Consider the following 12,487-nt stretch of genomic DNA (forward strand, 5'->3'; position numbering starts at 1 on the left):
ACCGATTTTCCTGACGGACCTCCCCCGAGACCGGCCGATCATGGCTGTGGGCAGTCCGGCATGATGCCCAGGTGAGCATCATCGTGAAGTTCTTCGTGGCGCCGGACGACACGTCAGCGGGTCTGGCCCTCCAGGCTGGGCCGGGACAGGCATGCGAGTCGCTCTCCTTCGGCAACTTCGATCCCGAAGAGGCGGTGATCGAGTGGGAGTGCCTCCTGGCCGGCGGCAGCTTCGAGGAACTCGTCGATGCCGGTGAGCCTCGCATCGTCGCCGGCCAGGACAACGACGGGTGCGTCGTCTTCGCGATCTCGCCTCGCCTGTCCACTGCACTCGCGGACGCCGGGCCCCGCCGGTTGCGTGACGTCGCTGCCTCGTGGGCTCAGCTGCGTGCGGAGGACGGTGAGGTCATCGACACGGAGATCGCCGCGGCGATCGTGGGTGATCTGGCCGGCCTCGTCAGCGGTGCCCGGCGCCAGGACCAGGGCGTCTACTGCTGGGTCGCTTAGGAGTTCATGTTCGAAGCCGGCACTCGGATCTTCTCAAGGACCAGCTTGAACCGGGTGCGGTCCGCCCGCTGACCTGGAGTGACGATCAGGGACAGCGGGCGGCAGCGGCCGACCTAGTGCCCCGAGGTCGCCTTCAGACCCACGACGGCCACGAGCAGCAGCACGACGAAGAAGATCCTGGCGGCGGTGGCGGGCTCACCGAGCACCATCATCCCGACCACCGCCGCGCCGGCCGCACCGATACCGACCCACACGCCGTACGCCGTACCGATGGGCAGTGTCTTGGCGGCGTGCGAGAGCAGCATCATGCTGGCGACGATCCCGAGCCCGGTGAACACGCTCGGCCACAGCCGCGTGAACCCCTCGGTGAACTTCATCCCGATCGACCAGCCCACTTCGAGCAGACCGGCGACGATCAACAGAACCCAGGCCACGACGGCACCTCCGACACGTAGAAACGCGGGATCGCGTTACTTCAATGGGGGTGCGTCGTCTTTGCGGAAACCCGGTACGGCGCGTCTCGTCGGGGTCCTTGAAAGGTAGCAAACAACACGCGAGAGGGGCTGGTGACCATGGTCACCAGCCCCTCTCGCCACTCCTTGACGGCTACAGATAGAGCCCCGTCGAATCCTCGGACCCCTCGAACCGGTCGGCGGCCACCGCATGCAGATCGCGCTCGCGCATCAGCACGTACGCCACACCCCGCACCTCCACCTCGGCCCGGTCCTCAGGGTCGTACAGAACCCGGTCGCCCGGCTCCACCGCCCGCACGTTCTGCCCGACAGCCACCACCTCGGCCCAGGCCAGACGCCTGCCGACGGCGGCGGTCGCGGGGATCAGGATGCCGCCGCCCGACTTGCGCTCGCCCTCGGCGGTGTCCTGCCGCACGAGCACACGGTCGTGCAGCATCCGGATGGGCAGCTTGTCGTCGTGGGGGCTGTGTCCCCGGCTCTTGGCGCTCACGCCCCGAACCTACCTGCCACCGCCGCGCCCGTACGCTCCCGGGTCAGTCCTTGCGGCGCCGCGCGCTCACCGCGAGCAGCCCCACGAGGCCCACGACCACCAGAGCCACCGGCACGACGCGCTCCAGGCGCGGCACCCCGTCCTCCGTGACCAGCTGGGCCCTCACATCGGAGACGACGCGGTTGGCACCGACGTACGCCCGCCCGAGGGAGTTGTCCACGCTCGCGACGACCTTGGCCTTCGCGTCGCCCACGATCGTCTTCGGGTGGACCCGCACCCCGATCTCGTCGAGTGTCTCGGCGAGCGTCTCGCGGCGGCGCTTGATGTCCGCCTCGATCTGCGCCGGGGTCCTGATATCCGACGTGTCCGACACCGCGCTGCCTCCGTGGTCGTGTCCGGCTGTCTGTTTCCTTCTGTCCGTACCGCCGACAGTCTGTCAGCTCCAGGCGCACCGCACCCCACGGCACCCCTATTACGCTCGACTCCGTCACCACATGTTTCACGAGATCCTTTGCGAGGAGACCGAAGATGAGCGAGCGACTCACCCCCGGCGACACGGCCCCGGCCTTCACCCTGCCGGACGCGGACGGCAACGACGTCTCCCTCGCCGCCCACAAGGGCCGCAAGGTCATCGTCTACTTCTACCCGGCCGCCCTTACCCCCGGCTGCACCAAGCAGGCCTGCGACTTCACGGACAACCTCGACGTGCTCGCCTCCGCGGGCTACGACGTCATCGGCGTGTCCCCGGACAAGCCGGAGAAGCTCGCGAAGTTCCGCGAGCAGGAGAACCTCAAGGTCACGCTGGTCGGCGACCCGTCCAAGGAGACCCTTGAGGCGTACGGCGCCTTCGGCGAGAAGAAGCTGTACGGCAAGACGGTCACCGGCGTCATCCGCTCGACGGTCGTGGTCGACGAGGCGGGCAAGGTGGAGCACGCGTTCTACAACGTCAAGGCCACCGGACACGTAGCCAAGATCATCAAGGACCTCGGCATCTGACCTGGGCACCTGACCTGGGCACCTGATAGAGCTGCAACTGTGACGAAGGCCCCCTTCAAGGGGGCTTCCGTTTGCGTCGGCCATCTTCGAGCAAATGATGCCAGGAAGATTGTTCACGGAACGGAAGGACCAATGTGATGGCGGCCAGCGACGGGCCAGCGGCGGATACCGAGGCGGTCAAGCGCCACCGCACCCTCTTCCGGGCCGTCAAACGGCGCACGAACCCACCGCTGCGCCGTACGGACATCACGGTCACGGACGACGCCGCGGTCAAGCGGGCGGTCAAAGCGGCCTCGCTCGGCAACGCCATGGAATGGTTCGACTTCGGCATCTACAGCTACCTGGCTGTCACCATCGGCCATGTCTTCTTCCCTTCCGGGAACGACACGGTCCAGCTGATCTCGTCGTTCGCGACCTTCGCGGTGTCCTTCCTGGTCCGCCCCATCGGCGGCATGGTGTTCGGCCCGATGGGCGACAAGATCGGCCGCAAGAAGGTCCTCGCCCTCACGATGATCATGATGGCGATCGGCACCCTGGCCATCGGCCTGATCCCCTCGTACTCCGTGATCGGCTTCTGGGCCCCGGTCCTGCTGATCTTCTTCCGCCTGGTCCAGGGCTTCTCGACGGGCGGTGAGTACGGCGGCGCGTCCACCTTCATCGCCGAGTACGCCCCCGACAAGCGCCGCGGCTACTTCGGCAGCTTCCTGGAGCTCGGTACCCTCGCCGGCTACGTCGGCGCGGCGGGCCTCGTCCTCATCCTCAACACCGCCCTCGGCTCGGACGCCATGGAGTCGTGGGGCTGGCGCCTGCCGTTCCTCGTCGCGGGCCCGCTCGGCCTCGTCGGCCTCTACCTGCGACTCAAGCTCGACGAGACGCCCGCGTTCCAGAAGATGGAGGACGCCACCTTCCACTCGGCCACCGAGGGCGCGTCCGCCGTGGAGACCACGGCCAAGGGCGACCTGGCGAAGATCTTCACCAACTACTGGCCCACGCTGATCCTCTGCATCGCCCTGGTCGGCGCGTACAACATCACCGACTACATGCTCCTGTCGTACATGCCGACGTACCTCTCGGACGAGCTCGGCTACGACGACTCGCACGGCCTGCTGATCCTGATCGGCACCATGGTGATCCTGATGCTGATCATCAGCCAGATCGGCAAGCTCTCCGACCGCTTCGGCCGCAAGCCGCTCCTGATGACGGGCATGGTCGGCTTCCTGGTCCTGTCCATCCCGGCATTCCTCCTGATCAAGCAGGGCAGCCTGATCGCGGTCTCCGGCGGCATGCTCCTCCTGGGCCTCTCCCTGGTCTGCCTGCTCGGCACGATGTCGGCCACGCTCCCGGCCCTCTTCCCCACCTCGGTCCGCTACGGCTCCCTCTCCGTCGGCTACAACCTCTCCGCCTCCCTCTTCGGCGGCACGGCCCCCCTGGTCATCACGTCCCTGATCAGCATCACGGGCACGGACATGATCCCCGCGTACTACTCGATGGCGGCGGCGCTGGTGGGCATCGTGGCGGTGGCGTGCATGAAGGAAACGGCCCAGAAGCCGCTGAGCGGCTCGCCGCCGTCGGTGGAGACGAAGGAGGAGGCAGCAGAACTGGTGGAGGCACAGGCACCTACGCCGCGGTTCTGAGGCTTTCCGGAGTGGGGGCGTAGGCCGGTGCGCGTTCCACTGCGGCTGCCAGCCGGATACGATGCTGCCAGCCGGCGGCCGTTGCTGAATGGTATAAGCGGAGGTTTTAGGTGCCTCTGGGCGCAAGCCCATGTGGGTTCGAATCCCATCGGCCGCACCAGCCTTAGATACGAAGGCCCGGCTCGCGCAGTGCGCGAGCCGGGCCTTCGTATCTGACATACGGCGCTCCTCAGCCCAACAACTCCCGAACCACCGGCACCAGCCCCCGGAACGCCTTCCCCCGGTGGCTGATCGCGTTCTTCTCCGCAGGAGTCAGCTCCGCGCACGTCCGTGTCTCGCCCTCCGGCTGGAGGATCGGGTCGTAGCCGAAGCCGCCCGAGCCCGATGGGGTGTGCCGCAGTACTCCCCGTAGCCGGCCCTCCACCACTCGCTCCGTGCCGTCCGGCAGGGCGAGCGCTGCCGCGCAGGCGAAGTGGGCGGTGCGGTGGGTGTCTTCGGCGATGTCGCCCAGCTGGGCCAGGAGCAGGTTCAGGTTGGCCGCGTCGTCGCCGTGGCGGCCGGCCCAGCGGGCGGAGAAGATGCCGGGGGCTCCGCCGAGGACGTCGACGCAGAGGCCGGAGTCGTCGGCTACCGCGGGCAGGCCCGTGGCCTGGGCCAGGGCGTGGGCCTTGAGGAGGGCGTTCTCGGCGAAGGTGACGCCGGTTTCCTTGACGTCGGGGATCTCGGGGTAGGCGTCCGCGCCGACGAGGTCATGGGTGAGGCCTGCGTCGGCGAGGATCGCCCTGAGCTCGGTGATCTTGCCTGCGTTGCGGGTGGCGAGGATGAGGCGGGTCATGCCCACCAGTATCCGGGCCCGCGGGCGTTACGGCGTACAGACCTTGGTGAGCTCGCCCGCCGCGTCGACGACCGGGCTGAGGTCGGGTGTCGAGTCGCCCTTGTCGATGGACTCGCGGACGTTGTCGACGGTCTTTTCGAGGTGGTCGACGGCCTTGGTCACATCGGCGTTGTCGGTCTTGTCGCCGATCTTGTCGATGTTCTTGTCGATGTCGTCGAGCGCCTCGTCCGCCTGTGTGGGGTCGTCGCCCGCCTTCTCTATGGCCTGCTGGAGGTCGGTGACGCTCTCGGCTATGGCGTCGGCGGTCTGGACGCAGTCGAGTGCCTTCTCGACGGCGCCGCAGCCGACAAGTCCGACGCCCGCCGGTACGGCGATCAGAACTGACGTGATGGCGATGGCGATACGGCGGTGGCGCGCGGCCATGCGTGGGTCCTCCCCGAGTGCTGGTACGGGCGCGCGGCTTTGCCCGCGCGCCCGTATCCGTTAGAACGCCCTTGAGGGGCCCGATGGTTGCTTGTCCGGCTGCCGAGTTGGCTGCCGGCCTGCCCCCGCCTACTTGGTCGCTTCGAGCGCCTCGCGCTGGAACTTGGCCAGGTCCTCGCAGCCGCCGACCGCGAGGTCGAGCAGTGCGTTCAGTTCCTTGCGGTCGAACGGCTCGGCCTCGGCGGTGCCCTGGACCTCGACGAAGCGGCCGTCGCCGGTGCAGACGACGTTCATGTCGGTGTCGGCCTTGACGTCCTCTTCGTAGCGGAGGTCGAGGAGCGGGACGCCGCCGACGATGCCGACGGAGACCGCGGAGACGGTGTCGGTGAGGGGCTTGCGGCCGGCCTTGATGAGCTTCTTGCCCTGGGCCCAGGCGACGGCGTCGGCCAACGCAACATACGCGCCGGTGATCGCTGCCGTGCGGGTGCCGCCGTCGGCCTGGAGGACGTCGCAGTCCAGGACGATGGTGTTCTCGCCGAGTGCCTTGTAGTCGATGACGGCGCGCAGGGAGCGGCCGATGAGCCGGGAGATCTCGTGGGTGCGGCCGCCGATCTTGCCGCGTACGGATTCGCGGTCGCCGCGGGTGTTGGTGGAGCGCGGCAGCATCGAGTACTCAGCGGTGACCCAGCCTTCGCCGCTGCCCTTGCGCCAGCGCGGTACGCCTTCGGTGACGGAGGCGGTGCAGAAGACTTTGGTGTCGCCGAAGGAGATGAGGACCGAGCCCTCGGCGTGCTTGCTCCAGCCGCGTTCGATGGTGATGGGGCGGAGCTGTTCGGGGGTGCGGCCGTCGATGCGGGGCGTTGAGGACATGGGGTCGAGCCTATCGGGACATGGGTGAGGGGCCCTTCCCGGTCGGGAGAGAGCCCCTCGTCCGTGGGTCCTCGGTGAGTACCCGGCGAGTTCAGGAACTCACATCATGTCTTCGATGTCCGCGGCGATCGGGTCCGCGTCGGTGCCGATGACGACCTGGATCGCGGTGCCCATCTTGACGACGCCGTGGGCGCCGGCGGCCTTGAGGGCGGCGTCGTCGACCAGAGCCGCGTCCTTGACCTCGGTGCGGAGGCGGGTGATGCAGCCCTCGACCTCTTCGATGTTCTCGATGCCGCCGAGCCCGGCGACGATCTTCTCAGCCTTGCTGGCCATGGTGTTCTCCCTGTTCTTAAAGGACGCGGCCTCACCACACCGTAGGCCCGCTTTGTCACGGTAACGCACGGTTGGAGCATCTTCGCGGGCGGTTACGGCACTGGTGCCCAATGATGACGATCAAGGTGTCACCCCTGTGGGGACGGCACCGCACCCGTTTCCGCAACTGGTCTACACCAGTTTACGACGACCGCCAAACCTGCCTGTTCCGGAGGGGACGCCCATGAGTTCCGACGCCGCGGCGGTGCCGCAGAAGAAGTGGTGGAGCGGTCTGTTCCAAGGCCTCCAGAAGATGGGACGCAGCCTCCAGCTTCCCATCGCCGTCCTGCCCGCGGCCGGCATCCTCAACCGCCTTGGCCAGCCGGACGTCTTCGGCGCCGACGGCCTCGGCTGGGACAACGTGGCCAAGGTCTTCGCGGCGGCCGGCGGTTCCCTCCTGGACTCCACGCTCGGTCTGCCCCTGCTGTTCTGCATCGGCGTCGCGATCGGCATGGCCAAGAAGTCCGACGGCTCCACGGCGCTCGCGGCGGTCGCGGGCTTCCTCGTCTACTACGCGGTGCTGCGGGCCTTCCCCGACAACTGCCCCGCGGACACCACATTCAGCGGTGCGGGGATGTGGGGCGGCGTGTGCGTGGCGGAGGACGGGACGGTCGCGCAAGCCCCGTACCAGAACCCAGGTGTCTTCGGCGGCATCGTGATGGGCCTGCTCTCCGCCTGGTTCTGGCAGCGCTACCACCGCGTGAAGCTGGTCGACTGGCTCGGCTTCTTCAACGGCCGCCGCCTGGTGCCGATCATCATGGCTTTCGTCGGTCTGGTCTTCGCCGGTATCTGCGTCTGGATCTGGCCGCCGATCGGTGACGCGCTGACCAGCTTCTCCAAGTGGCTTGTGGACCTTGGGTGGTTGGGCTCCGGAATCTTCGGTGTGGCCAACCGTGCGCTGCTCACGATCGGCCTGCACCAGTTCCTGAACACGTTCGTCTGGTTCCAGTTCGGCGACTTCACCAAGCCGGACGGCACGATCGTGCACGGTGACATCAACCGCTTCCTCGCGGGCGATCCGACGGCGGGTCAGTTCACGTCGGGCTTCTTCCCGATCATGATGTTCGCGCTCCCCGCGGCGGCCCTTGCGATCACGCACGCAGCCCGCCCGGAGCGCCGGAAGGTGGTCGGGGGCCTGATGCTCTCGGTCGGCCTGACGTCGTTCGTCACGGGCATCACCGAACCGATCGAGTACTCGTTCCTCTTCATCGCGCCTCTGCTGTACGCGATCCACGCGGTCCTGACGGGTGTCTCGATGGCCGTGACGTGGGCGCTGGGGGTCAAGGACGGCTTCAGCTTCTCGGCAGGCTTGATCGACTACGTCATCAACTGGAGTCTGGCGACGAAACCCTGGCTGATCATTCCCATCGGGCTCGTGTTCGCGGTCGTCTACTACGCCCTGTTCAGCTTCGTCATCCGCAAGTTCGACCTCCATACGCCGGGGCGCGAGCCCGAGGAGGAAGCGGAAGCGCAGGACGCCGAGCAGACGAAGGCGTAGCCGCTGGCAGGGCGCACGCCGGGGCCCTGTATCGGTCATACTTGGAAGACGTACCCGCAAGGCCCTCGGACTTCAGGTCCGGGGGTTTTTCGGCGTTAATTTCGCGTTATGGCGGACCCCACAAAACTCGTGGGTTCCTTACGTCACCTTCACCGTGCTACAACAGGTCTACACCACTAATTGGTGTAGACCACGCGGCCGTCGAGCCGCGGCCCCCGGAGACGCCGCCGTCACCCACTTCCCTGTCCCAGGCGGCGCCTTGCCCACTGGAGGAAGTTGTGTCCACGGTCAGTGCCGCCCCCGCGGCCGACAAGAAAAAGGGCTCCGGCGTGATGGCTGTCATGCAGCGCATCGGCCGCAGCCTCATGCTGCCGGTCGCGGTGCTGCCCGCAGGAGCGCTGCTCGTCCGCCTCGGCAACCCCGACATGCTCGGGCGCCCGTCGTTCCCGGCCTTCGTCACGAAGATCGCCGGCTTCATGGCCGCGGGTGGCAACGCCATCCTCGACAACATGGCGCTGCTGTTCGCCGTCGGTATCGCGATCGGCTTCGCCAAGAAGTCCGACGGCTCGACCGCTCTCGCGGCCGTCACCGGCTACCTGGTCTTCAAGAACGTCCTGGCCACGTTCACCGACCCGAACCTCGACAAGATAGCCAAGGTCGTCGACGGCAAGATAGTCATGACCGAGGCCCCTGTGGACGCCAAGGTCCTCGGCGGTGTCGTGATGGGCATCGTCGTCGCCCTGCTCTACCAGAAGTTCTACCGGACCAAGCTGCCCGACTGGGCCGGCTTCTTCGGCGGCCGCCGTCTGGTCCCGATCCTCTCGGCCTTCGCGGGCCTGATCCTCGGCATCGTCTTCGGCTACATCTGGCCGATCCTCGGCACGGGTCTGCACAACTTCGGTGAGTGGCTCGTCGGTTCCGGCGCCGTGGGCGCGGGCATCTTCGGTGTCGCCAACCGCGCGCTGATCCCGGTCGGCATGCACCACCTGCTGAACTCCTTCCCGTGGTTCCAGGCCGGTTCGTACGAGGGCAAGAGCGGCGACATCAACCGCTTCCTCGCCGGGGACCCCACCGCAGGACAGTTCATGACCGGCTTCTTCCCGATCATGATGTTCGCGCTCCCCGCGGCCTGCCTCGCGATCGTCCACTGTGCCCGTCCCGAGCGCCGCAAGGTCGTCGGCGGCATGATGTTCTCCCTCGCGGCCACCGCGTTCGTCACCGGTGTGACCGAGCCCATCGAGTTCACCTTCATGTTCATCGCGCCGGTCCTGTACGCGATCCACGCGGTGCTCACCGGTGTCTCCATGGCGCTGACCTGGTCGCTCGGCATGAAGGACGGCTTCGGCTTCTCGGCGGGAGCGGTCGACTTCTTCCTCAACCTCGGCATCGCGCACAACCCATGGGGCCTGGCCCTGGTCGGCCTCTGCTTCGCGGTGGTCTACTACGTGATCTTCCGCTTCGCGATCACCAAGTGGAACCTCCCGACGCCGGGCCGCGAGTCCGACGAGGAGCTCGCCGAGATCCTCAAGGCCGAGGCGAAGTAACCTCCGCCGCGCTCCTCCGCGCGCTGAATGACGTAAGCCCCTCGCCGTTGCTGCCAACGGTGAGGGGCTTTGTCGTTCGTCGTGGCCGCCGATGCCCGCTAGATCTCGTACGTCCTGCCCGGCGCCGCGACCTCGGCGGGTCCTTCGTACGCCGAGCGCGCGTCCGCCAGGTTCACCTGGGGGTCCGTCCACGGCGGGATGTGGGTGAGGACAAGGCGCCCGGCGTTCGCGCGGCGGGCCGACTCGCCTGCCTCGCGGCCGTTCAGGTGCAGGTCCGGGATGTTCTCCTTGCCGTGCGTGAAGGCCGCTTCGCAGAGGAACAGGTCGGTGTCGGCGGCGAGTTCGTCGAGCGCCTCGCACACACCGGTGTCTCCCGAGTACGTGAGGGACTTGCCGCCGTGCTCGACACGGATGCCGTACGCCTCGACGGGGTGGCACACCTTCTCCGTACGCACCGAGAACGGGCCGATGTCGAACGAGGCCGGCTTGACCGTGTGGAAGTCGAATACCTCGCTCATCGAGGACGCCGAAGGCGTGTCGGCGTACGCGGTGGTGAGGCGCTGTTCCGTGCCCTCGGGGCCGTAGACCGGGATGGGGGCGCAGCGACCACCCTCGTGCCGGTAGTAGCGTGCCACGAAATAAGCGCACATATCGATGCAGTGGTCGGCGTGCAGATGGCTGAGGAAGATCGCGTCCAGGTCGTAGAGACCGACGTGGCGCTGCAGCTCGCCCAGGGCGCCGTTGCCCATGTCGAGAAGCAGCCGGAAGCCGTCGGCCTCGATGAGGTAGCTCGAGCAGGCCGAGTCCGCGGACGGAAACGACCCCGAGCAGCCGACGACGGTGAGCTTCATGGAGCGGTGACCTCCGGAGGCGGAACGGGGGTTGTGCGGGGGCCGTGCGGGGGCCCGCGAAAGGCCTGCGAGAGGCTCTTCGTGGAGTGCTGCGATCCGTCGAGCGTAAGGCGCAAAAGGGCCGGTCGCTCCTCCGTCGTGGGCCGTTGTGGGAGAACTCACCTGCGCTGTCACCGGTTCGGGGGGCGCGCGGGGCAGGGCGTGCGCCGGTACCGTCTGCGGTATGGATACGTCATGGTGGCTCGCGCTGGCCGCTGTGGTGGTGCTCGCCGTGGTCGCCGCGTTGGTGGACGGCTGGGGGCGCGGCAACCGCGGCCCCCGTGGGCGGACCACCCGGCCGCCGGCCCGGCCGCGCGGACCGCGGCGCCGGCTGCCGACGCCGAAAGCGGCGGAGATCTGGTGGGCGAGGGTGCCCTACGAGGACCGTCGCGGCGAGAAGGACCGGCCCTGTCTGGTGCTGTCCGTGCGGGGCGAGAGCGCTGTCGTCGCGAAGATCACCAGCAAGCACCACGGCGAGCGTCCCGGGGTGATTCCGCTGCCGCCCGGCTCCGTGGGCGACGCGCGGGGCCGGCCCAGCTTCCTGGAGACCGATGAGCTCAGGGACGTACCGGTGCGGGAGTTCCGTCGCAGGGCCGGGGCGGTGGATCCGGCGCTGTGGGATCAGGTGAGGTACTTGGCGGGGTAGGGCAGCAGAAACGCCGGACGGGCTGGAGATATCCAGCCCGTCCGGCGTTGGACCCGCGTCTGTACCTAAGCCCAGAGCTGGCCCTGCAGCGTCTCGATCGCCGCCTCGGTCGTCGTCGCCGTGTAGACGCCGGTCGACAGGTACTTCCAGCCTCCGTCGGCCACCACGAAGACGATGTCGGCGGACTCCCCCGCCGCCACCGCCTTCTTGCCCACGCCGATGGCCGCGTGCAGCGCGGCCCCGGTGGAGACGCCGGCGAAGATGCCCTCCTGCTGGAGGAGCTCACGTGTGCGGGTCACCGCGTCCGCCGAGCCGACCGAGAAGCGGGTCGTCAGGACCGAGGCGTCGTACAGCTCGGGGACGAAGCCCTCGTCGAGGTTGCGCAGGCCGTACACGAGGTCGTCGTAGCGGGGCTCCGCAGCGACGATCTTGATGTCGGGCTTCTGCTCGCGCAGGAAACGGCCTACGCCCATCAGCGTCCCGGTGGTGCCGAGTCCGGCCACGAAGTGGGTGATGGACGGCAGGTCGGCGAAGATCTCCGGGCCTGTCGTCGCGTAGTGCGCCCCGGCGTTGTCCGGGTTCCCGTACTGGTAGAGCATGACCCAGTCCGGGTGCTCGGCGGCGATCTCCTTGGCGACGCGTACCGCCGTGTTGGAGCCGCCGGCCGCCGGGGACGAGATGATCTCCGCGCCCCACATGGCGAGGAGGTCACGCCGCTCCTGCGAGGTGTTCTCCGGCATGACGCACACGATGCGGTAGCCCTTGAGCTTGGCCGCCATGGCCAGCGAGATGCCCGTGTTACCGGACGTGGGCTCCAGGATCGTGCAGCCGGGCGTCAACCGCCCGTCCTTCTCCGCCTGTTCGACCATGTGCAGCGCCGGGCGGTCCTTGATGGAACCGGTCGGGTTGCGGTCCTCCAGCTTCGCCCAGATGCGGACGTCATCGGAAGGGGACAGGCGCGGCAGGCGGACGAGGGGCGTGTTGCCCACGGCCGCCAGCGGGGAGTCGTAGCGAGGCATCCGCGATCAGACCATGCCGCCGGCCACGGCCGGGAGGATCGTGACGTTGTCGCCGTCCGTGAGCTTGGTGGAGATGCCGTCCAGGAAGCGGACGTCCTCGTCGTTCAGGTACACGTTCACGAAGCGGCGCAGCTTGTCGCCGTCCACGATGCGCTCGGCGATGCCCGTGTGCCGTGAGTCGAGGTCGGTGAAGAGCTCGGCGAGAGTGTCTCCACTGCCCTGGACGGCCTTCTCGCCGTCGGTGTAGGTGCGGAGGATGGTCGGGATGCGGACCTCGATGGCCATGGCTTG

General features: G+C 67.9%; 16 protein-coding genes, 1 tRNA gene and 1 riboswitch. Of the genes, 7 read left to right on the forward strand and 10 right to left on the reverse strand.

Going from position 1 to position 12,487, the window contains the following annotated elements:
- Positions 1 to 71 precede the first annotated feature (71 nt).
- The gene (locus ACGFX9_RS05830) at positions 72 to 506 is read left to right on the forward strand and encodes a hypothetical protein (RefSeq protein WP_393465086.1); all 435 of its coding nucleotides are present in this window, start codon (positions 72 to 74) and stop codon (positions 504 to 506) included.
- A 113-nt stretch (positions 507 to 619) separates the two neighbouring features.
- Here ACGFX9_RS05830 and ACGFX9_RS05835 read toward each other — a convergent pair whose 3' ends face one another.
- The 3 genes from ACGFX9_RS05835 to ACGFX9_RS05845 form a co-directional block, all read right to left on the reverse strand.
- Positions 620 to 940 carry a multidrug efflux SMR transporter gene (locus ACGFX9_RS05835; protein ID WP_160505255.1) on the reverse strand — a complete coding sequence of 107 codons (321 nt, stop codon included), beginning with the start codon at positions 938 to 940 and terminating at the stop codon, positions 620 to 622.
- A gap of 49 nt (positions 941 to 989) precedes the next feature.
- Positions 990 to 1,051: riboswitch (guanidine-III (ykkC-III) riboswitch) on the reverse strand.
- Positions 1,052 to 1,112: 61 nt separating this feature from the next.
- The gene (locus ACGFX9_RS05840; RefSeq protein ID WP_363309366.1) at positions 1,113 to 1,469 is read right to left on the reverse strand and encodes a co-chaperone GroES; all 357 of its coding nucleotides are present in this window, start codon (positions 1,467 to 1,469) and stop codon (positions 1,113 to 1,115) included.
- Positions 1,470 to 1,512: 43 nt separating this feature from the next.
- Positions 1,513 to 1,842 (reverse strand): DUF3618 domain-containing protein, encoded by a 330-nt coding sequence (locus tag ACGFX9_RS05845; RefSeq protein ID WP_393465089.1) that lies wholly within the window; start codon positions 1,840 to 1,842, stop codon positions 1,513 to 1,515.
- Between the two features lie 155 nt (positions 1,843 to 1,997).
- Here ACGFX9_RS05845 and bcp point away from each other — a divergent pair, with 155 nt between their 5' ends.
- From bcp to ACGFX9_RS05860, 3 genes are all read left to right on the forward strand, one after another.
- Complete coding sequence (gene bcp / locus ACGFX9_RS05850) at positions 1,998 to 2,465, forward strand: thioredoxin-dependent thiol peroxidase (protein WP_393465092.1); 468 nt, start codon at positions 1,998 to 2,000, stop codon at positions 2,463 to 2,465.
- 137 nt (positions 2,466 to 2,602) lie between these two features.
- Entirely contained in the window at positions 2,603 to 4,099 is a 1,497-nt protein-coding gene (gene proP / locus ACGFX9_RS05855; RefSeq protein ID WP_393465095.1) for a glycine betaine/L-proline transporter ProP, read from the forward strand.
- A 74-nt stretch (positions 4,100 to 4,173) separates the two neighbouring features.
- Positions 4,174 to 4,259 (forward strand) — tRNA-Leu (locus ACGFX9_RS05860).
- 69 nt (positions 4,260 to 4,328) lie between these two features.
- On the opposite strand, the gene rdgB is transcribed toward ACGFX9_RS05860, so the two are convergent.
- The 4 genes from rdgB to ACGFX9_RS05880 all read right to left on the reverse strand — a co-directional run bounded on the left by rdgB (position 4,329) and on the right by ACGFX9_RS05880 (position 6,560).
- On the reverse strand, positions 4,329 to 4,934 hold the full coding sequence (gene rdgB / locus ACGFX9_RS05865) for an RdgB/HAM1 family non-canonical purine NTP pyrophosphatase (RefSeq protein WP_393465098.1): 606 nt from the start codon (positions 4,932 to 4,934) through the stop codon (positions 4,329 to 4,331).
- Positions 4,935 to 4,961: 27 nt separating this feature from the next.
- A complete protein-coding gene (locus tag ACGFX9_RS05870) occupies positions 4,962 to 5,357 on the reverse strand; it encodes a hypothetical protein (RefSeq protein WP_393465101.1) in 396 nt (131 codons plus the stop codon).
- 129 nt (positions 5,358 to 5,486) lie between these two features.
- Positions 5,487 to 6,227, reverse strand: a complete 741-nt coding sequence (gene rph, locus ACGFX9_RS05875; protein WP_393465103.1) for a ribonuclease PH — start codon at positions 6,225 to 6,227, stop codon at positions 5,487 to 5,489.
- Positions 6,228 to 6,326: 99 nt separating this feature from the next.
- Positions 6,327 to 6,560, reverse strand: a complete 234-nt coding sequence (locus ACGFX9_RS05880; protein WP_393465106.1) for a glucose PTS transporter subunit EIIB — start codon at positions 6,558 to 6,560, stop codon at positions 6,327 to 6,329.
- A 223-nt stretch (positions 6,561 to 6,783) separates the two neighbouring features.
- Between ACGFX9_RS05880 and ACGFX9_RS05885 the strand changes: the two genes are divergently transcribed.
- Together ACGFX9_RS05885 and ACGFX9_RS05890 are read left to right on the forward strand one after the other, a co-directional pair.
- Positions 6,784 to 8,097: a PTS transporter subunit EIIC gene (locus ACGFX9_RS05885; RefSeq protein WP_393465109.1), complete on the forward strand. Its 1,314-nt coding sequence runs from the start codon at positions 6,784 to 6,786 to the stop codon at positions 8,095 to 8,097.
- Between the two features lie 332 nt (positions 8,098 to 8,429).
- The gene (locus ACGFX9_RS05890; RefSeq protein ID WP_393465682.1) at positions 8,430 to 9,641 is read left to right on the forward strand and encodes a PTS transporter subunit EIIC; all 1,212 of its coding nucleotides are present in this window, start codon (positions 8,430 to 8,432) and stop codon (positions 9,639 to 9,641) included.
- A gap of 98 nt (positions 9,642 to 9,739) precedes the next feature.
- Here the strand turns inward: ACGFX9_RS05890 and ACGFX9_RS05895 are convergent, their stop codons facing one another.
- On the reverse strand, positions 9,740 to 10,492 hold the full coding sequence (locus ACGFX9_RS05895; RefSeq protein ID WP_393465112.1) for an MBL fold metallo-hydrolase: 753 nt from the start codon (positions 10,490 to 10,492) through the stop codon (positions 9,740 to 9,742).
- A gap of 223 nt (positions 10,493 to 10,715) precedes the next feature.
- Between ACGFX9_RS05895 and ACGFX9_RS05900 the strand changes: the two genes are divergently transcribed.
- The gene (locus tag ACGFX9_RS05900; protein WP_393465114.1) at positions 10,716 to 11,177 is read left to right on the forward strand and encodes a type II toxin-antitoxin system PemK/MazF family toxin; all 462 of its coding nucleotides are present in this window, start codon (positions 10,716 to 10,718) and stop codon (positions 11,175 to 11,177) included.
- Positions 11,178 to 11,242: 65 nt separating this feature from the next.
- On the opposite strand, the gene ACGFX9_RS05905 is transcribed toward ACGFX9_RS05900, so the two are convergent.
- Both ACGFX9_RS05905 and ACGFX9_RS05910 read right to left on the reverse strand, forming a co-directional pair.
- Complete coding sequence (locus ACGFX9_RS05905) at positions 11,243 to 12,196, reverse strand: PLP-dependent cysteine synthase family protein (RefSeq protein ID WP_393465117.1); 954 nt, start codon at positions 12,194 to 12,196, stop codon at positions 11,243 to 11,245.
- Positions 12,197 to 12,202: 6 nt separating this feature from the next.
- Complete coding sequence (locus tag ACGFX9_RS05910) at positions 12,203 to 12,481, reverse strand: MoaD/ThiS family protein (RefSeq protein ID WP_393465119.1); 279 nt, start codon at positions 12,479 to 12,481, stop codon at positions 12,203 to 12,205.
- Positions 12,482 to 12,487: the final 6 nt, after the last annotated feature.

It is taken from the genome of Streptomyces sp. NPDC048436 (assembly GCF_043200355.1).
GTDB lineage: Bacteria > Actinomycetota > Actinomycetes > Streptomycetales > Streptomycetaceae > Streptomyces.

Bases quoted from the DNA above. Each gene is read 5' to 3' on its own strand.
- ACGFX9_RS05870 (WP_393465101.1), bottom strand. From the start codon at position 5,357: ATGGCCGCGCGCCACCGCCGTATCGCCATCGCCATCACGTCAGTTCTG.
- ACGFX9_RS05895 (WP_393465112.1), bottom strand. From the start codon at position 10,492: ATGAAGCTCACCGTCGTCGGCTGCTCGGGGTCGTTTCCGTCCGCGGAC.
- rph (WP_393465103.1), bottom strand. From the start codon at position 6,227: ATGTCCTCAACGCCCCGCATCGACGGCCGCACCCCCGAACAGCTCCGC.
- ACGFX9_RS05905 (WP_393465117.1), bottom strand. From the start codon at position 12,196: ATGCCTCGCTACGACTCCCCGCTGGCGGCCGTGGGCAACACGCCCCTC.
- bcp (WP_393465092.1), top strand. From the start codon at position 1,998: ATGAGCGAGCGACTCACCCCCGGCGACACGGCCCCGGCCTTCACCCTG.
- rdgB (WP_393465098.1), bottom strand. From the start codon at position 4,934: ATGACCCGCCTCATCCTCGCCACCCGCAACGCAGGCAAGATCACCGAG.
- ACGFX9_RS05885 (WP_393465109.1), top strand. From the start codon at position 6,784: ATGAGTTCCGACGCCGCGGCGGTGCCGCAGAAGAAGTGGTGGAGCGGT.
- ACGFX9_RS05890 (WP_393465682.1), top strand. From the start codon at position 8,430: ATGGCTGTCATGCAGCGCATCGGCCGCAGCCTCATGCTGCCGGTCGCG.
- ACGFX9_RS05880 (WP_393465106.1), bottom strand. From the start codon at position 6,560: ATGGCCAGCAAGGCTGAGAAGATCGTCGCCGGGCTCGGCGGCATCGAG.
- proP (WP_393465095.1), top strand. From the start codon at position 2,603: ATGGCGGCCAGCGACGGGCCAGCGGCGGATACCGAGGCGGTCAAGCGC.
- ACGFX9_RS05910 (WP_393465119.1), bottom strand. From the start codon at position 12,481: ATGGCCATCGAGGTCCGCATCCCGACCATCCTCCGCACCTACACCGAC.
- ACGFX9_RS05900 (WP_393465114.1), top strand. From the start codon at position 10,716: ATGGATACGTCATGGTGGCTCGCGCTGGCCGCTGTGGTGGTGCTCGCC.